Genomic DNA, 18,062 nt, shown 5'->3' on the forward strand with positions numbered 1-18,062 from the left:
TTATTCCATCCCGAATTGGTTGCGCAGGATGCTCGCGGCCTGATCCTGCGACAGTTGACCAGACTGGAAGGCCGCCTTCACGTCGTCAGGGGTCTTGAAGGAAGGTGATGCTGGGGCTGGTCCCGCACCGATGTCAGACGGGGTTGCCTGCTTCCTGCCTGGGCGTTCGTCCTCCAGTCGCTTCGCCTGCGCCTGATTCCAGCCAGCCAGACGGCCTTCATAGTCGGCGTAGTCCTTGAGGCCGGTGAAGTGCTGCTGTTTTTGAAGCGCCAGCCCTGATTCGGTGCGGGCTATCTCCATGAGGCGGCGGTTGACCTCTGGCAGGTTCTGGGGGCTGATGTTCATGCTCTCGATCGACCGGCGGTCGGCATCCGAGAAGTTGGTGTGGAAGGCCGTGGTGTTCTGCACGATAGGCAAGAGCATACGGGCAGAGAGCGCCTGTAACGTGTTGATGTCGTTAGCGGACTCAATGAGTCCTCCGAGTTGTCCGCCGAGCCCGAGCGCCTGCGCCAGGCCACCCACCGTCTTCTTAATGTTGGATAGCGAACCCGAGGCGTCCAGCAGCGGTTCGGCATGGTTCAAGATCGTCAATGTCTTGAGCGCCCCGTCTGCATCCTTGGCGATCTGCACACGTGCGTCATTGAAAATCTTGGCTTGCTCCTTGGCGGAAGCTTCCTGTTCAGGGGGCATGTTTACGTTGACGCTTTGGGTCGAGTTGGCCTGGTTGTATTCTTTCACAAGCGCAGATTCAGTTCGGTTGCCGGGGTCGAAGTCGCGCCCAAACTTGATCTTGAACCACTGCGCCCCGTCGAGCTTCTCCGGGATGTCGCGCTTGGTGATATCCTGAATGAGCTTAGCGGAGTTCAGGGCGTCTATGGCGGGCTTATAGCCCATCCCGGCCAGCGTACTGATCTGATCGCGCCTATTAGGGTCCGTGAACCACGCCGGGAGATGCGCAGATGGCTGGTATGGCTGCTGGGGCCTTGGTGCCCCGGTCGCGTCCGTAGCTGTCCCGGTGTTGTTGGCAGCGTATTGCGCTCCCTGGGCTGATTGCATGGGCTGCGCGGGGAACCAACCCATAGGGACTTCCCCGAGGCCGGTAGCCTTCGCCAGCACGGAAGGATTGACCCCCCCGGCGCTGCCTTCCTGCTGCATCATGGCCCGCGTCACGCCAAAGCGCGTCATGGGGTCATTCCAGTCAAGTGGCTGGTGAACGTCCAGCCCGGTCATCTGCGCTACATTGGCCGAATATGCTTCCGGGTTGTTGTTGCCGTCTCCAGCAGGGGCGTAACGGCTAACTATCTTCCAGATGGTGTTGTGCCCGCCCTGGTTGTATCTGCCCAAGAGGTCCACCATCGCTTGCGTTCCAGCCTCCATGCTGGGGAAAGCCTGGAAAGCATTTTGCCCAGGAACCCTGATATTTCCAGGGTTGTTGTTTCGCTGCCAGATGGGCGCGCTTCCGCCCGTGCTGGGAGATGTCCAACTCAGGGGAGCGCTCTGCTGGGTGGAGAAGGGCGGCGAAGGCTGCGAATACACTGGGCTGTTTTCACCTGTGATGATGGACATGAAGTAGCGGTTCTTCTTGAGTTCTTCCGCCAGCTTTTGCGTCTCCATATCCTTGAGCGCGGAGGTAATCTCCATGCCCTTGTCTTCGCGGTCAGCAGCACGACGCATAAGACCAAGCTTTTCGTTTTGGAACTGGCGATCCAGGCCCCTGTCCAGGCCCTGCGAGAATCCCATGAGGCCCATGCCGATATCGTTTAGGATGCTCATTAGCACGCCTCCATTGTAAGAAATTCGAGGTGCTGTCGCTGCAAGTGCTCCTTGTAGGAGTCGTAGTTGTGGAATTGTCGGGCGATGGCCTCAGCCCGCGCCGCCTCTTCATGGAGTTCGATAAGGCCCAGCCCCATTTCCTGCTGGGCGCTCGCCACGCACCACGCAGGCACCTCCCCGGCACACGCGCACGGGCCTTCCAACCGCCTCAACCGTTTAGCCATATTGTTCATCTGATGTTCTCCCGCGCCTCAAGGGCGCTCAAACGTTGTTCGATTTCCGCCGTCTCAAGTGTCTTGCGGTGGCTCTCCAGCAACCCGGCTAGGGCCTGACCTTCGTTGGGGGTGATGTCGCCTCTGGCCACAGCCTCCAGAATGGCGCAGGTGGCTTTCGGTAGGTCCGCCGCGCACTCGATTTTCGGCAAGCCCGCCAGGGTGACGGGCGAGTCCTTGCGGGGCGGGGCTAGCCTCTCCAGACAAAGGCGCATGGCTACAGAATCGCCCGCTAAGGCCATCTCAACGGCTTTCCTGGTCAACGTCTCGGCCTCGCCATCAAGAAGCGCCAGGACGGCTAAGGTAGCCTTGTGGCGGCTCCCGGTGGGGCAGCCTGCCGGGTTTCCCGACTGGCCGGGCTTCCAGGGGCGGCCTGGCCCCCGCTGTTTTTTCTGTGTCTTATCTGTCATGTACGGATCTCTTTTGCGTGAACACTTTGCCTGCTGATTTCGATTTGCCGCGCCGCTTTCCAATGGCTTCCAGTTCAACCAAGGCTGCTTGCTCAAGAAGCGCCTCTTTCTTTTCCCGCTGGAATTTCTCTAGGGTCCAATAGGTCGCGTATTCCGCGCCCGATCGGCTCCCAGCCCACACGAACGGGCAGCGGTAGCGCACCTGAAATGCAAGGATGCTCTGTAAGGCCGCGTGCGGGTCCATCCGTGAGGTGTAGCGGTGCCGGGCTACGTCCTCCACACTCGCCTCGATCACCACGGCGAAGCACTCCAGAAACCGGGAACGCTCAAGCTCACGTTCAAAGCGCTCCCGGCCCACAGTCAGGCAACCGATAAGGTCATCCAGGGATTTGCGCTCAACCGAAACGCAATGCTCAAGCCCGGCAAGGCTGTAATCTCCAGTTGTCAGTGTCCCTCGTGTGAGGTGAGCGGGGTATTTGTCAGGAGCAAAGGGGAAGGGGAGCTGTTCGCGTGTGTCGATGATGATTGGAAGCAAGGGAGTCTTCGGGGGGTTACCCTTCACCGGCATCCCCCCTGTTGTCGTATATGCCCAACAAGTGGGCGTAAGCCACGCGGTACGCCTCGCCAGACCTTACCGCTGCGTGCGGGTGGCGGCTCGCGAAGCCCACCAGGGTTTTGAAGGCGGGCTTGATGACGTGAAACCATAGGCGGTCGCTATCTTCCCCCGCGTGCTGGCGGGCCAGGGCCTCCGCTTCCTTCAAGCGCGGCTCCAACTCAACCAGGGCGGAATATGTCAGTGTCGTTTTCATATGCTCAGCCCCTTGGCAGTTGATAGCCTGTATCAATTACGGGGGTTTCAGGGGTTTCGGGGGTTTGTTCCGGTCCTTTCAGGAAAACTGTCAAAGTAACTGTCTGACACTTTTTCCGCGTTGGGTTGTAGAAACCCCTAAAACCCCTGAAACCCCTAATTCTGAACATTCAGAACCTGCCACTGTGCGCTGCCGTTCAGAGTTTGGGCGAATTTTCCAATCTTCATCCCATCCACAACCCGCCCGGAATTGCGCTTGAGCCACTTTCCGAACTTACGGGTGTTGATGTCCCCTCGTTCACCGGCAATCGTGTCCAAGACCTCGGCAAGGGGGCTGTCCTCACTGTTGGCAGCCGTTTGGGCTACTTCCTTGATACTGCGGGGAGTCCGCCCGAACAGTTCCCACCACGCGTTCAGCAGCTCCCGCAGGGCAGAGGCTTCCGGGTCATCGTCAATGATGGCCGCCCGGCTCTCGCAGGGGTCAGGCTCACCGGCCCAAACCAGTGCGTTGCGCACCAGCCCGGCCCACATGGAGAAACTGCCGAACGGGGTTAGGGGCTGCTCTGGTTTGCCCGCCGCTAGGTAGCCCCGAATTATGACCAGCGCGGCAGATACGTACTGCTCGCGGTTCTTCATGGCCTCCACAACGGGGTCGAAGTCGAACACGCGTTCTTCTGGCCTCTCCATGCACGGATCAAGGCGACACAGCAGCGCCCGCCTCGACAGGTCGCCCGCCAGGGTCAGGTTGTTGCCGTTGGCAGAGAACAGCGCCGTGTTTGGAATCTCAACATGACCACTAGTGCCAAGGGGGCGGACCTTGACCGTTTCCGACGTAATGGCCTGGCAGAGAAGGTCAGAGCCCAGCACGCCGTTGATGTTGTCCAGGTTGATGATTGGATCACCGCCCAGGAGACAGCCAGCAAGGCGCTTGTCCAGTTCGTCGGCATCAGACGTGGCGGATAAGACCGCACTACGCCTGCCAGTTGCGAGGACAGCGGCAATATCCATCAGCGTAGACTTGCCAGAGCCGCGCACAGGGGCCGTAATGGAGAAGAGCGGCACGAAATCCAGGGCCGGGCGTGCAATCGCCGTCAGGATGAGGGACAGAGCTACGCTCCGGTCAACGTTATTCACGAAGGAGAACCCGGCCAGGAGTTCCCGTAGGAGTGAGAGGGCAAAGGCCGCATCCTCGATCGTAGGCTTGTCAGGGATGTTTACGGTTAGGTTGTGAGCCACATAGTAGCCCGTGCCCGCATCGTGGCCCTGAGCCAGTACCAGGGAGCCGTCGGGCCGGATGGTCGGGCAGGCGACCACGCCCCGGAGAGCGGGAAAGGGCCAGAGCCCGGAACGGGCAAGGATCGCATCGGCCACGGCAGCCGGTGGGTTGACCTGCCGCCAGTCATTGCTGCGCCCGTCGTAACGATCAAAACGGGCGTGCTTGGCTAGAACCACCTGAATGAACGGCTTTTGCACGTCCCGAAGCACAACCGCGCCCTGAGGCCTCGCAATGCCGTGTTGTGAGGAGGCAGCCGGGAGGTTTCCAACGCGCCACAATTGGCCGCCGCGCTGGAATATGCGGTGCTCAGTGGGTAGGTCGGGCTGAGAAAGAACCCCCTCGCAGGCGTCCACCAGATCGGCAAGGTGGCCGTCCCGAATCAGGATCACCGGGAGTTGTTCGCTTGCCTGGGGGCTCGTCTGGGGTTCCCATTCCGATGCGGCTTTTGCGAGGGCAAGAAGCCCTTCACGTGTGCCGCCATTCGCCAGCCAGTCGGACACATCGCCCTTAGGCGGAAGTCCGGGTAGTTCCACAACCTTAACCAGGGCAGCGACACCGTGAAGGGCCTGAGCAACTGCCTGCGCGTGCTTTCTGCCCGGATCATCATTATCCGGCAGGATGCAGACACGCTTTCCTATGAAATGTGAACTGTATTCAGGTCGCCACTTGCCCGCGCCCTGTGCGTTGCACGTACCCACCAACCCTACCGCCTTCAGGGCGTCTGCGTCCTTCTCGCCTTCGACAATGAACACTGCGTCAGCCTTGAGCACTTCCGGTAGGTGGTAAGGGACAAGCTCGATGCCTTTGACGCTGTTTATCCAACCGCCGCGCCCGTCGGGCCTGCGCTGAGTGAAGTTCTTGGGCTCCCAGCGTGTGACTTGGAAGACAAGTCCCCCGTCCGCCCCGTGGTAGTCATAACTTGCCACCACCCTCCGACGTGGGACGACCGTTGGTTTCGCATGTTTGGTAGCGTCCACGCCTAGTTCGCAGGCGAGAGCCTCGGCGGCCTCAACCTGTCCAACGCCACGAACCGCAGCATACAGGCTTATGATGTCGCCCCCGCCTTCACCCGTGGCAAAATCCTTCCAGACCCCGGTACTTCTGTTCACACTGAAGGACCGTCCATCCCCACCCGCCAGTTCTGCGGCGGCGTACTGACCGCCAACAAAACGGCCTCCGGGGACTAGGCGGGGAAGCAATGCGTCAGCGTTGGCTAGAGCGGCTTCCTTAACGCGGGGAAAATCTACGCGATGGCCCATCACTGTACGTCCCTACCCAGCACGTCAAATACCTGCTTGTACTCTAACCAATCATGATTTGGCGCGTGCCGCGCAAGCACGTTCAAGGTGTCGTTCATCACCCCCCAGAGATAATCCTTGCACGCCTCGGACTTGAACGCGCTAACATGGTCTCCCTGTAAGGTCTTGTGGCTGGCAATCGCACTCAGCAGAACGCTGATGGTGGCTGCTTCGCCTATAGCCAGGACGAGGATGTCACCAGCTCTCTTGATGACGGCAGGGTCAAGTACAACCTGTTCAATCTCGCCGCTGCTCATTGCTGCACCACCAGGCTGCCGCACAGGATGTCGTGAATCTCCCCGTAACCGCTCTCGGGGGCATATTTCGCCATAACACCGACAAGGTCGCGGAGGATCATGAAGAAATATTCCGATTCAAGACCATACATGGCTGCAGCAGATTCATTGCCACTGGCCCGACTGCTCCGCATCATATCCGTTGAATGCACCGACATTTGAGCTATTGTGCGGATGTGGGGGATCAAAACAGAGGAAACGATCTTCTGTGCTTCTTCTCTAACGTGGGCACAGGTGGGGTCATCATGCGCCCGGTCTGGGCCTGGATTGAATGACATGTGATTTTCTCCGGCCAACGTCAAAATACTTGACGCCAGGGCAGGGCATGGCTAGAAGGAAGCCGTTGCCCTGTAAAAGGGTTTACGATTTGACCAACACGCCCGAACTGCCGCCAAGCATAGATCGGGCGTTTTGGTTTTTTGACTTCTGCCGATTTCCTCAGTCTTCACCTCCCGACAGTCCCTAACTAGCCTTGCGACTAGCAAGGATGCCCTCTCTTATGCGTTGAAACTCTCGCACCACATGAGACGGTATCGGACGGTATTCGTTGAGATACTGACCCACTGAAGGAACAGAGTAGCCGACCTGTTGTGCAACCCGGTGTTGCGTCATGCCGTTCTCAGTGAAAAATTGCTTCCATTCGACTCCGCGTGTTGGGCTCATGCCTCCCCCTTTGACTGGATTCTTCTTCTGGTTCTTCTCGTGCTTAGCAATAAAAAAACACCAACGAGAATCAAGTCACCTGTGATTGGAAAGTGACATATGATTTTAAGCGCCTGCGTTGTCCCTTCCCTGTGACGGATTGTAAGCAGGCGGGGACGAAGTTTTTTATGCCTTTCTAGTTCACCTGCTGGCTTACTGCGGATTGCACCCACCTCATCGAGCACCCGAGGATAGCGCGTATCTCGCCGTTGCTATGCCCCTTGAGGTGCAGAGCGACGATCCTGTCCCGCAGGCACGGCCCCTCGCCCGGGGGCTCCGGGATGCGCTGGCCTCCACAGGAGCGCATAAGCTCCAGGGCCTTGTCCTTGCCCAACATGGTAATCAGGAGTTCACGCGACGGCATCTGCACGCCCCCCACCGGCACGTGAAGATGCGCGGTGTTTTACCTCAAGCTGGTTTAGCCAGCGAATAAGAGCTTCGCGGGTGTAGGCGACCTTGCCGCCGATGACGAGTGATTCAGGCCCTAGCCCGGCTGCGTCACGGTTCTGGAGGGTGCCGCGAGAGAAAGGCAAGCCGGGGTTTGTGTTGTACTGCGTCCAGCGGTGCCGCCAATAAAGGGCCGGTCCCACCGGGGGTTCGGGGAGGACTTCCCCCCAGTCGAAGCCGATACTGTTTACCATTCAAACACTCCCAGTTGAGGTTCAACAACAGAGCGCACCGATCCTGTGGCGCGTGCCCGCACCATGTCTGTGGCTCCAGCCTAGTTGTTGACTCGGGGAAGGGAGGGAAGTTAAGAGGTATGTGTGACTCTTGGCTCGCTCCCTGTAGCGGCCATCCGTTTCTAGCCCGTGGGTCTGGTACACCCACGGGCTTTTTCGTTGGCCGCTCCCCAGCTATCAAATCATTGTTCGCTCTTCTTCGACCTCTTCGCGTCTATGCCATCGTTAAGGTTGGCAACAAAGAGCCCGCTGTCTGTGTCCTCTTCAAGAGGATAGCGCATCGTCTTGCCCTCGAAGTCCACGGAAAACTTGTCCAGTGTTCCGCGCGCAGAGACAATAATGCCCTTCTGTCGTTCAGTGGCGGGGAGCGCTCCTTGTTCTGATTGCTCGTCCAGGAATTTGAAGACCAGCAACTTCCGCTCTCTGATGTACCCAAGTTTTACGAAAGGCTTCTTCTTAAGCTCGAATCGGTTGACGGCATCCGCCGAGAAGTTGATTAAGCCACGCGGCCAAATGGTGATTGTGTAGCTGCTTCCGGTCGGCGGAGAGTTGTCCCACTCGATGGCGTCCAGGCTTATTTTCATTTGTGGCTCCTGTGCTAATGGATGTACACAGAATTTTCCTGAAAGTCAAATTGCTGTCCAAGGCGTCGCTGTGTGCGCCTGATTAGTCCAGATTAAAGAGTCCTTGCTGTACCCTCATGTGTGGGGCTAAAATATCAAAAAAAAACCAAAGCACAATGCCCTTGTGGATCAAGCAATGGTGCGGGTTCACGGGCAACCTGTCCCGTCCAGTTCGGGGGGCCGCCCCTGTTCGGGAAGGATATTTGCCCCGGTTGTATGCGCGGCGTCGAAGAGGGGGGAGGGTCAACCTTGCACGAGTTGGCCGGGCTTCTTTGTGGCTTGTTTTTTATGGGATTCCAGGGTGTCCAGGGCTTGTTTGAAGTGGTCGGGGGCGAGGTGGCTGTAGCGCTCGGTCATGGCGGTGGTTGAGTGTCCAAGCAAGCGTCCGACGGTGATAAGCGGAACGCCATTTTGTACAAGCCATGATGCGAACGTGTGGCGAAGGGTGTGGAAGACAACCTTCTGACGGGAGTCCACGATCTCATCATTCAAACCAAGGTCGCTGACAACCTTGGTGAAGGTTTGGCTTATCTGTCCGACCTTTACGCCCGTTTCGGATGGAAACACCAGGGGGTTACCGTTTGCCGCAGGCTTTCGCTCTGAGAGCATGGCGCGCACAGCGTCGGTCATTGGAACTTGCCTAGTCTTGCCGCTCTTGGTGTCGCGCAGGGTCAAAACACCGCAATCAAAATCAACGTCCGGCCAGGCGAGGGAGAACACCTCCCCCGCGCGAAGTCCAGCATACAGGGAGAGTAGGGCCATGTCGTGGACGCCGAGGGAACGTTTCTTGAGTGCCGTCAAGAGCTGTTCGGCTTCCTCAGCTGTGAGAAAACGGGTGCGGCGGTTGTCAGCTTTCGGCGCGGAGACTTTGGCGGCGGGGCTGGTTCCACTGAATAAGTCGTGGTCACGGGCGAAGTTGAACAGCTGACGGATCACCGCCAGCACGTATGCTGCGCTCCTGGGGGCTCGCCCAGCATCTAGAACATTGCGCTTAATGCGCTCCAGGTGGATAGGGGCTACATCCTTGAGGGGCTTCGCGCCAATGACGGGAGAAATCCATAAGCGCCATACTTGCTCCTCTTTGGCGCACGTCCTAGCGGCCTTGTTCGTCTTGGTGAGTGGGTAGTAGCGCTCCCACGCCTGGGCGACAGTTACTCCAGCCCTTGCGGCCTCAATTTCCTCTTCTTGGCGTGCGGCTCTTGCCGCATCCGCCTCGGCGCGCTGTTCAGCCAGGGTGACAGCGCCCTTGCCGGTGCGCTTGGCCTCTTTGAGTTCCGCCAGTCGGGCCGATGCCTTGGCCTCGGTCATGCCCTCGGAAGCCCAGCCCAGCGCCTCTTCCTTGTCTTTTCCGTTCAGCTTGTACCTGATGAAGAAATACCGGTCAGGCTTCACGCCGTGCTTGCGGGTGGGGTGTTCGCGGTAACGTACTCCAGGGAATTTGCTTTTGATGTAGCCCATTGGCTTGCCCCGCTTTTGCCCCGCGTTTTCTTGTGAACATGGGTAAATTTTGGTGAAGGCGTGTGAAGATATTTATTGCATAACAGCTTGTATGTCAACGGATTGTGTATGTGTGGGTGAAGGGAGGTGAAGCCTGGGCTAAAGAACTCTTAATCCGTTGGTTGTAGGTTCGAGTCCTACATGGCCCACCAAGTAAAACAGGGGTTTAGGTGAACAGCCTAAGCCCCTGATTTCGTTTTTTGGGTTATTATTCATTTCATCACGGGACGCTCCGCCATAGGCGGTGTCGAATCCTCCGTGCGTCCGCCGGTGCCCGCAAGTCTGGCGCTGTGCGGGGCAACAGCACCCACCCCCTCCCCGATTACTCCAGCCCGCGCCGGAAGAACCACCCCGCCAGGGCCAACGTGGCCACGGCGATGACCGCCAGCGGCCATACCGCCTCCGCGGCCATGTCGAAAGGCATGCCCTTGAGCATGACCCCGCGCACGACCGGCAGGAAGTGGCGCATGGGGTTGGCGTAGGCGGCCGCCTGCAGCACCTGGGGCATGGTCTCGAGGGGCGTGGCGAAGCCCGAGAGCAGGGTGGCCGGGATCATGAAGGTGAACGTGCCCAGGATTGCCTGCTGCTGGGTGTTGCACAGCGAGGAGATGAACAGGCCGAAGCCCACCACGGAGAAGAGATAGAGCGCCAGGCATACGGCCAGGGTCCAAAGCGAGCCCACGCACGGCACGCGGAACAGCAGGATGGCCGCGGCGACGATGAAAACGCTCTCCGCGCATCCCAGGATCATGGCCGGCAGGGTCTTGCCCGCCAGGATCTCCCACGGGGAGAGGGGCGAGACCAGCAACTGGTCGAAGGTGCCCAGCTCGCGTTCGCGGGCAACGGAGAGCGACGTGACCACCAGCCCCACCACCATGCTCAGCATGCCGATGAGGTTCGGCACCGTGAACCAGAGGTAATCCAGGTTCGGGTTGAACCAGTTGCGGGCCGCCAGGACCGTCCGCGCGCCCGGCTGCCCGGCCAGCCTGGCCAGGTCTTCGTTGTAGCGGGTCACGATGAGCTCCGAGTATCCCTCCACGATCTGGGCCGCGTTGCTGCGCCTGCCGTCGAGGATGAGCTGGGCGGTCGCCTGCCGTCCGGCGGCCACCCCGCGCGAGAAACCCTCGTCGATGACCAGGACGGCCATGGCCCGGCTGCTCTCCAGGGCCGGGGCCACGTCCGCCTGGGCGTGCAGCGCGAAGACCCTGGTGAAGTAGGGCGAACCGGCGAAGCGCTGGGCCAGCTCCACCGCGTCCTTGCCGCCGTCCTTGTCCAGCACGGCCAGGTCGACGTTCTTCACCTCCAGCGTTGCCGCGAACGAGAACACGGCCAGCAGCAGCAGAGGCGGCAGGATGAGGGCCATGCGGCTCTTCCTGTCGCGCAGCACGGCCAGCAGCTCCTTGATTACAAGCGCGCGGATGCGTGGGCCGTTCATGCCAGGGTCCGGCGCGTGTTGCCGAGGGTGAGCGCGAGCGTGGCCGCGCAGATGACCGCCATGGCCGCCATGTTGGGCAGCAGGACCTCCCAGACGTCTCCGGCCAGGAAGAGGGTCTTCAGGCAGGAGACGTAGTACCGGGCCGCGATGCAGCGCGAGAGCAGCTCGATGGGGTAGGGCATGCTGGAGGGCTCGAACACGTAGCCGGAGAGGAAATACGCGGGCAGAAACGCGGCCTGGATGGCGGTCTGGGAGGCCACGAACTGGTTGTTGGCCAGTGAGGAGATCAGCAGCCCGAGCCCCAGGGCCGACAGCATGAAGACCGACGACACGGTCACCAGGGCCGCCAGCGAACCCCGGAACGGCACGCCGAACACGGCCAGCGTGATGCCCAGGCAGAGAAACATGGCCGCCATGCCCAGCAGGAAATAGGGGACCAGCTTGCCCAGCAGCATTTCGAAGCGCCCCAGCGGAGTGGCCAGCATGGCCTCCATGGTGCCGCGCTCCCACTCCCGGGCAACCACCAGCGCCGTGAGCAGGGCACCGATCAGGGTCAGGTTGATGGCCATGCCCCCCGGCAGCAGGCTGTTCAGGCTCACCAGCTCCTGGTTGTACCAGGTGCGCGGCACCAGCCGCACGAGCCCCGTCTGGCCCGCCCGCCTCTCGTCGCCGCGCTGCGCGAGCCAGGTTTGCCAGACGCCCATGGCGTAGTTCTGCAGAAAGGTCGCCGTGTTGGGCACCGAGCCGTCGGCGATGACCTGGAAGGGAACCTCACCGTCCATGCGCGCCAGATCCCTGCTGAAGGTCTGGGGGATGACCACAAGCCCGGACAGCCTGCCCGAGACCATGTCGCCGGTGAACTCGCGGCGGTCGTTGCCCTGGGTGACCTTGAAATATTTCGTGGCCCGGAAGGCGGCGGCCAAGTCCTGTGCGTCGGGCGAGTGATCCTCCAGGGCCAGGCCTATGGAAATGCCTTCGATGTCCAGGTTGGTGGAGTAACCGGAGAGCAGGGTCAGGAACACGGGCAGGATCAGGCCGATCAGGATGGACGACGGGTCCCGCATGATCTGCAGGGACTCCTTGACGATGACCGCCCAAAGCCGCCGCCAGGCCAGGGTGTTCATGCCGCCGTCCTCGCATCCCGCTCCGGCCCGCTGCGCTCCACCAGGGCGATGAAGGCCTCCTCCAGGCTGGGGTCGGGCGCGCCGGGGCCGCGAGCCTCGTCCTTGAGCTCGTCGGGGGAGCCGATGGCGATGGTCCGGCCCCGGTAGACCAGGGCGATGCGGTCGCAGTACTCGGCCTCGTCCATGAAGTGGGTGGTTATCATGATGGTGACGCCGCGTTCGACCATGCCGTTGATGTGCGTCCAGAACTCGCGCCGGGTGATGGGGTCCACGCCGGAGGTCGGTTCGTCGAGGAACAGCACGGCGGGTTCGTGCATCACCGCGCAGGCCAGGGCCAGGCGCTGCTTGAACCCCAGGGGGAGCGTGTCGGCCGATTCGCCCAGGTGCGGCCCGAGCGCGAAGATGTCGACCATGCTCTGCATGGCCTGCCTGCGGCGCGCGCCGGTCAGGCCGTAGATGCCGGAGAAGAACTCCAGGTTCTGACGGGCCGACAGCGTGCCGTAGAGCGAGAACTTCTGCGACATGTACCCGATGCGCGCCCTGGCCGCGCCAGGGCACGCGGCCAGGGACAGGCCGTCCACCAGGGCTTGCCCTTCGCTCGGCCTGAGCAGCCCGCACATCATCTTGAACGTGGTGGACTTGCCAGCGCCGTTGGGGCCGAGCAGGCCGAATATCTCCCCCTGCCGGATGGCGAAGGTGATGCCGCTGGCCGCCGTGAACCCGCCGAAGCGCTTGGTCAAGCCCCTGGCCTCCACCACGGCTTCGGGGCCGGGCTGCTTGGGCGCCATGTTGCGCGCCAGCACCGACACGCCCCCGGGGCCTCCGCCCAGGATGTCCAGGAAGGCGTCCTCGAAGCGCGGCGCGACGGGGTCGAGCGTGGCCCGGGGCCCGGCGTCCAGCGCCTGGAGGTCGAGCCCGGATGAGCCGTCGGCCAACACGAAGCGCACGTTGCGCCCCTGGATGACGCCGTCGATCACCCCCCGCAGCTCCAGCCCCCGGCGCAGGACCGCCCTGCGGCCGCCGCCGATGCCGCGCACCTGGAACACCCGGCCCCGCACCCGGCCCGTCAGCTCCGAAGGCTCGCCGGTGAAGAGCATCCGCCCCCGCGCGAAGAGCAGGACGTGGTCGCAGGCCTCGGCCTCGTCCAGGTAGGAGGTGCTCCAGAGCACCCCGATGCCCTGCGCCGCCAGGGCCTTGACCATGCGCCAGAGCTCGCGCCGCGAGATCGGGTCCACCCCGACGCTGGGCTCGTCCAGGAGCAGCAGCTCCGGCTTGCGGATCATGGCGCAGGCCAGCCCGAGCTTCTGCTTCATGCCGCCGGAGAGCCGCCCGGCCAGCCGCCCGGTGAACTGCTCCAGGCCGGTGAAGTCGAGCAGGCGGCGGAACGTCTCGGCCTCCTCGTCCGGGGGCAGGCCGCGCACCTCGGCGTAGAGCCGCAGGTTTTCGGCCACGCTCAGGTCCTCGTAGAGGCCGAACTTCTGGGGCATGTAGCCGATGCGCGCGTGGATGGCGTCCGCCCGCGTGACGGGATCGAGGCCCAGCACGGTGAGGCCGCCCTGCGTGGGGTGCAGCAGGCCCGCCAGCAGCCGGATGAAGGTCGTCTTGCCCGCCCCGTCCGGGCCGACGAGCCCCGTGACCCGCCCGGCCGGGATGTCCGCCGTGATGCCGTCCAGCGCGGGCGGATCCTGACGGGCGAAGCGCATGCTCAGCCCTGTCGCCACGACAAGGGGGGGAGTCATCGCTTCCGCCCGCCCGCGTCGCCCTCGGCGGGCCTGACGGTGACGGGCATGCCCTGGCGCAGGCCGTCGTCGGGGTTCTCCACGATAACGCGCAGCCTGTAGACGAGGTCCGTCCGGAGCGCCTGGGTCTCAACGTTCTTGGGCGTGAACTCCGCCGTGGGGGAGATGAAGCCCACGCTGCCCGCGTAGGGCTTGTCCGGCCTGCTGTCGGTGAAAACCAGCATGGGCATGCCGGGGCGCACCCTGCCCAGGTCCGGCTCGGGAACGTAGGCCCGCACCCACACCGGCCTGTCCACGGCCACCACAAGCACCGTGGCCGCGCCAGCCACCACGGCCCCGGGCTCGCGCACCCGCGAGAGCACGCGCCCGTCCGAGGGGCACACGATCCTGGTGTCGGCGAGGTCCGTTTCGGCCGTCTCCACCGAGGCCTGGGCGGAGCGGTAGGACGCCTCGGCCGCGGCCACGTCCTCCGCGCGGTAGCCCGCGAGCTGCAGGTCCAGGGCCTTGCGCGCCTTCAGAAGCTGGGCGCGCAGGGCGTCGCGGCTGTAGGCGGCCGATTCGCTCTCCTCCACGGAGACGGCGGCGTCCTTGAGCAGGTCCTTGCGGCGGCGCGCCAGGCGGTCGGCGTTCTCCACCTGCGCCTGGAGCTGCGCCACCTCGGCCCTGGCCTGGGCGATGTCCTCGGCGCGGAAGCCCGCGCGGTACTTGTTCATGGAGGCCATGGCCGCGTCGCGCTCCGCCTTGGCCTTGGCCAAGGCGTCCTTGTAGGGTTGGGCGTCGAGTTCGGCCAACACGTCCCCGGCCCTGACCGTGTCGCCCTCGTCCACCAGGACCGTCGCGATCTTGCCGGGCACCCTGAACGCCAGGTCCACCTGCCGGATGTCCACGTTGCCGTAGAGCCTGAGGCCCTCGCCCTCGCGCCCGTTGCGGGCGGCCCAGAGCCAGACCAGGGCGCAGGCGATCAGCGCCGCCGCCAGCCAAAGGAATATGCGTTTCATGCGTTGCCCCCGGAAGGCCCGGCCGCGAGGCCCTCGATCAGTGCCTCGGCCTGCCTGGTGCAGACGTGGACTATGGCCTGCACGTGCTCCTCCGGCAACCTGTCGCCGCCGACCAGGGCGAGCAGGCTGTGCATCCCCACGCGGAAGATGAACATCTGGCCCATGATGGAGAGGGTGTGCAGTTGCAGCTCCAGCGAGTCGGCGGGCAGGCGCAGCAGCCGGCCAAGCAGGCACCGGAGCGTCCCATGCACCCGCAGCAGGAATTTTTCGTGGAGTATGTTGAAGCCGGCCGTGGGCGCTATCTGCTCCTGGAGCATGATCCGCGCGCACAAACGGGATTCCTGGCTTTCCAGCATGGAGACGACCAACTCCCGGATCAGCTCCCGCAGGGCCAGGACGAGCCCGGCCCGCCCGGTGCCCGGAGCCTCGCAGGCCCGGTGCGCTCTCTCCAGGCAGGGGCCGAGCTCCTGCGTCTTCATGCTGACGATGTGCTCCAGGACAGCGTGGTAGAGCCCCTGCTTGCCCCCGAAATGGTACGGGATGGCCGCGAGGTTCACCCCGGCCTCCTGGGCCAGGGACCGCGTGGAGGTGGCCTCCATGCCGTGCAGGCCGAAGAGCTTGAGGCCCGCTTCGATGAGCCGCCCCTTCGTGTTGGTCTCCATGCGCGCCGCCTTGTCAGCGTGATTCCTGACGTTGTATTCATTCATTCGAATGAATCAACGTGGAGGGTTTGTCAAGGCGTCGGCGACGGATGCGCCCCTCGCGGGAGCGGCGGGCGCATTGTTTGGTTCAGAGCGCCCCGAGGCGTTTCAAGACCAGAAAGATCAGCGACGAGGCGCAGCCCAGGATGGTCGAGAGCGCCAGGGCGGTTTCGAACTCGCCTGTGGACACCGCGTTGTAGATTTCAAGCGACAGGGTGTTGGTGCGCCCCAGGATGTTGCCGCCGAGCATCATGGTGATGCCGACCTCCCCCAGGGAGCGGCCGAAGGCGAGGATGAGCCCGGCGGCCACCGTGCGCCGCACGTTGGGCAGCACCACCAGGAAGAAGGCCTGGAGCCTGGTCTTGCCCAGCACCAGGGCCGCCTCCACCGCGCGCTCAGGAAAGGAGCGGATGGCGGACTGCACCGGGCGCACGATCAGCGGCAGTCCGGCGATGAACGAGCCCAGCACCACCCCCCAGAAGGAGAAGACGATCTCCAGCCCGAAGCCGTGCAGCAGCCAGGAGCCGATCATGCTCTTGCGCCCCAACAGGAGAAGCAGGGCGAAACCGATGGCCACAGGCGGAAACACCAGGGGCAGCGTCACGGCCATCTCCACCAGGCCCCGCAGCGGGGCTTTGGGGCGCGCGAGGTATGCCCCGAGCCCGAGCCCCGCCGCCAGGTGCAGGGGGATGGTCAACAGCGCCGCCTTGGCGGTGAGCACCAGCGGGAACAGCACGCGCGGCTGCGCGAGCAGCTCCAGCAGGGCGGAAGGTCCGGTCACAGCCCGTGCTTTTCCGCGATGGCCCTGGCTTCCGGCGTGGCCAGGAACTCGAGGTAGCGGGCCACGTCGCCCTTGGCGGCCGCCTCGGGCATGACCGCGCCGACGATGAGGATCGGGTCGTACAGGGCCTGATCCACCGGGGCGTATCCGCCGATCTTGTCGCCCGCGCCCATGGCGTCCGTGACGTTGACCAGCCCGGCCTGCACCTCGCCGCTCATCAGATAGGCCGTGACCTGGGGCACGGTGGCCACCTCGATCAGCTTGGGTTTCACGGCCGCGAGCATGCCGGAGCGCTCCAGGAACTCCATCCCGGCCTTGCCGTAGATGGCGCTCTTGGCGTCGGGGATGGCGACCCGGTCGACAGCGGGTTTGGCGATGTCCGAGGGGGCCTTGACGGGCGCGCCCTTGGCCCAGGCCACCACCAGGCGGCCCTTGCCGACCGCCGCGTGCTTGAGCTCCCCGAGGCCCGGCACGGTCTGGAAGAAGGCCAGATCCCCGAAAATCACGTCGAAGCGCCCGCCCTCCTTGGCCTGGGCTGTAATCTGCCCCAGATGGCCGTAGCTCTCCTCGATCTTGATGCCCGTCTTGGCGCTGAAGGCCGTGTTGAGCTCCACAAGCAGGCGCTTATAGCCCGCGCCCGCACCGATGGTGACGGGTCCGGCGTGCGCCGCGCCCGAGGCGCAAACCGCCAGTATGAGCAGCGAGGCCGCGATGAAGCGGGGTCTCATTGATGTATCCTCCTGTCTGATTGCATTCGGGATAGGAGCGAGCGGCAGTCCTGCGCGTCGCGCTCCATCTGCGTCACTGTTTCCTCGATCCAGCCCGTGGCGAAACGCCCGCCGACCAGCGTGAGCACCCGCGAGGAGAGGTGGAACGCCTCCTCGATGGTGTGCGTCACGAGAACCATCATAATGCCGAGTTCGTCCGCCCTGCGCGCGAGCTGTTCGCCCACCGCCCTGCGTGTCGGAGGGTCCAGGGCGGAGAAAGGCTCGTCGAGCAGCAGCAGCTCGGGCTTGCGCGCCAGGGCCTGGCACACGGCGCAACGTTGGGTCTCCCCGCCGGAGACCGTGCCGGGGCGTTTGTCCCGCAGCTCCCAGATGTTCATGGAGCGCATGAGGGATTCGGCGTAGGGCCTGTCGCCCGTGGCGAAGAGCACGTTCTCCAGCAGGGTGAGGTGGGGGAAGAGCGCGAAGTCCTGGAAGAGCATGCCCACGGGCCGCTTCCACGGTTCGAGAAAGACGTCCAGCTGGTAGTCGGCCCAGAGCGCGTCCTGGAAGTGTATGGTGCCCGCGTCGGGCCTTTCGAGCCCGGCGATCAGGCGCAGGAGGGTGGTCTTGCCAGCGCCGGATGGGCCGACCAGCGCGGTGATGCCCGGGCCTTCCAGGGTCACGTAGGCTTCCAGGGTGAAGCGGGGGAGAATTTTGCGGCAATCGAGGCGCAACTGCATGGTCGGCTCGTGGGTCTGCTATCGGGGCATGCCGCCGTGTTGGGCGGAGTTTAGCGCCGGAGCCGGTTGGCCGCATGGATCGGGCTGCGGTCCGGTGGTGGGCGGTGCCTTGCGGCCAAGTCCCCTGACGTATGCCGTGTTTCGTACACCGGGGATAAATATTCAAGTTTATGCCGATTTTTCCGGGAATGGTGATGAAACT

The 18,062-nt window shown here is 63.2% G+C and carries 18 protein-coding genes; all 18 read right to left on the bottom strand.

Annotation, left to right across the window (positions count from 1 at the left end; genetic code table 11):
* The 18 genes from MLE27_RS12180 to MLE27_RS12265 all read right to left on the bottom strand — a co-directional run bounded on the left by MLE27_RS12180 (position 1) and on the right by MLE27_RS12265 (position 17,860).
* The gene (locus tag MLE27_RS12180; RefSeq protein WP_243312348.1) at positions 1-1,773 is read right to left on the bottom strand and encodes a hypothetical protein; all 1,773 of its coding nucleotides are present in this window, start codon (positions 1,771-1,773) and stop codon (positions 1-3) included.
* Between the two features lie 229 nt (positions 1,774-2,002).
* Positions 2,003-2,455 carry a DUF5681 domain-containing protein gene (locus tag MLE27_RS12185; protein ID WP_243312349.1) on the bottom strand — a complete coding sequence of 151 codons (453 nt, stop codon included), beginning with the start codon at positions 2,453-2,455 and terminating at the stop codon, positions 2,003-2,005.
* Entirely contained in the window at positions 2,445-2,990 is a 546-nt protein-coding gene (locus MLE27_RS12190) for an ERCC4 domain-containing protein (RefSeq protein ID WP_243312350.1), read from the bottom strand. The genes MLE27_RS12185 and MLE27_RS12190 overlap by 11 nt, the downstream gene beginning before the upstream one ends.
* A 16-nt stretch (positions 2,991-3,006) precedes the next feature.
* Complete coding sequence (locus MLE27_RS12195; protein ID WP_243312351.1) at positions 3,007-3,264, bottom strand: hypothetical protein; 258 nt, start codon at positions 3,262-3,264, stop codon at positions 3,007-3,009.
* 155 nt (positions 3,265-3,419) lie between these two features.
* Positions 3,420-5,648: a hypothetical protein gene (locus MLE27_RS12200; RefSeq protein ID WP_243312352.1), complete on the bottom strand. Its 2,229-nt coding sequence runs from the start codon at positions 5,646-5,648 to the stop codon at positions 3,420-3,422.
* A 149-nt stretch (positions 5,649-5,797) separates the two neighbouring features.
* Entirely contained in the window at positions 5,798-6,094 is a 297-nt protein-coding gene (locus tag MLE27_RS12205) for a hypothetical protein (RefSeq protein WP_243312353.1), read from the bottom strand.
* Positions 6,091-6,411 (bottom strand): hypothetical protein, encoded by a 321-nt coding sequence (locus MLE27_RS12210; RefSeq protein ID WP_243312354.1) that lies wholly within the window; start codon positions 6,409-6,411, stop codon positions 6,091-6,093. Before MLE27_RS12210 ends, MLE27_RS12205 begins: the two co-directional genes overlap by 4 nt.
* Before the next feature lie 560 nt (positions 6,412-6,971).
* Positions 6,972-7,205 (bottom strand): hypothetical protein, encoded by a 234-nt coding sequence (locus MLE27_RS12215; protein ID WP_243312355.1) that lies wholly within the window; start codon positions 7,203-7,205, stop codon positions 6,972-6,974.
* Positions 7,206-7,697: 492 nt separating this feature from the next.
* The gene (locus tag MLE27_RS12220; protein WP_243312356.1) at positions 7,698-8,099 is read right to left on the bottom strand and encodes a hypothetical protein; all 402 of its coding nucleotides are present in this window, start codon (positions 8,097-8,099) and stop codon (positions 7,698-7,700) included.
* A gap of 282 nt (positions 8,100-8,381) precedes the next feature.
* Positions 8,382-9,596, bottom strand: coding sequence for a tyrosine-type recombinase/integrase (locus MLE27_RS12225; RefSeq protein WP_243312357.1), 1,215 nt, complete (start codon positions 9,594-9,596; stop codon positions 8,382-8,384).
* A gap of 361 nt (positions 9,597-9,957) precedes the next feature.
* Positions 9,958-11,070, bottom strand: a complete 1,113-nt coding sequence (locus tag MLE27_RS12230; RefSeq protein ID WP_243312358.1) for an ABC transporter permease — start codon at positions 11,068-11,070, stop codon at positions 9,958-9,960.
* Positions 11,067-12,194 carry an ABC transporter permease gene (locus MLE27_RS12235; protein ID WP_243312359.1) on the bottom strand — a complete coding sequence of 376 codons (1,128 nt, stop codon included), beginning with the start codon at positions 12,192-12,194 and terminating at the stop codon, positions 11,067-11,069. The genes MLE27_RS12230 and MLE27_RS12235 overlap by 4 nt, the downstream gene beginning before the upstream one ends.
* On the bottom strand, positions 12,191-13,897 hold the full coding sequence (locus tag MLE27_RS12240) for an ATP-binding cassette domain-containing protein (RefSeq protein WP_243312360.1): 1,707 nt from the start codon (positions 13,895-13,897) through the stop codon (positions 12,191-12,193). Before MLE27_RS12240 ends, MLE27_RS12235 begins: the two co-directional genes overlap by 4 nt.
* A gap of 32 nt (positions 13,898-13,929) precedes the next feature.
* Positions 13,930-14,931 (bottom strand): secretion protein HlyD, encoded by a 1,002-nt coding sequence (hlyD, locus tag MLE27_RS12245; RefSeq protein ID WP_243312361.1) that lies wholly within the window; start codon positions 14,929-14,931, stop codon positions 13,930-13,932.
* The gene (locus tag MLE27_RS12250) at positions 14,928-15,593 is read right to left on the bottom strand and encodes a CerR family C-terminal domain-containing protein (RefSeq protein ID WP_243312362.1); all 666 of its coding nucleotides are present in this window, start codon (positions 15,591-15,593) and stop codon (positions 14,928-14,930) included. Before MLE27_RS12250 ends, hlyD begins: the two co-directional genes overlap by 4 nt.
* A 127-nt stretch (positions 15,594-15,720) precedes the next feature.
* Positions 15,721-16,413 carry a molybdate ABC transporter permease subunit gene (locus tag MLE27_RS12255; protein ID WP_243312363.1) on the bottom strand — a complete coding sequence of 231 codons (693 nt, stop codon included), beginning with the start codon at positions 16,411-16,413 and terminating at the stop codon, positions 15,721-15,723.
* Positions 16,410-17,141 carry a molybdate ABC transporter substrate-binding protein gene (gene modA / locus MLE27_RS12260; protein WP_243312364.1) on the bottom strand — a complete coding sequence of 244 codons (732 nt, stop codon included), beginning with the start codon at positions 17,139-17,141 and terminating at the stop codon, positions 16,410-16,412. Before modA ends, MLE27_RS12255 begins: the two co-directional genes overlap by 4 nt.
* Positions 17,138-17,860, bottom strand: a complete 723-nt coding sequence (locus tag MLE27_RS12265; RefSeq protein WP_243312365.1) for an ATP-binding cassette domain-containing protein — start codon at positions 17,858-17,860, stop codon at positions 17,138-17,140. The genes modA and MLE27_RS12265 overlap by 4 nt, the downstream gene beginning before the upstream one ends.
* Positions 17,861-18,062 lie beyond the last annotated feature (202 nt).

The sequence above is a fragment of the Fundidesulfovibrio agrisoli genome (assembly GCF_022808715.1).
In the GTDB taxonomy this organism is placed as follows: Bacteria; Desulfobacterota; Desulfovibrionia; order Desulfovibrionales; family Desulfovibrionaceae; genus Fundidesulfovibrio; species Fundidesulfovibrio agrisoli.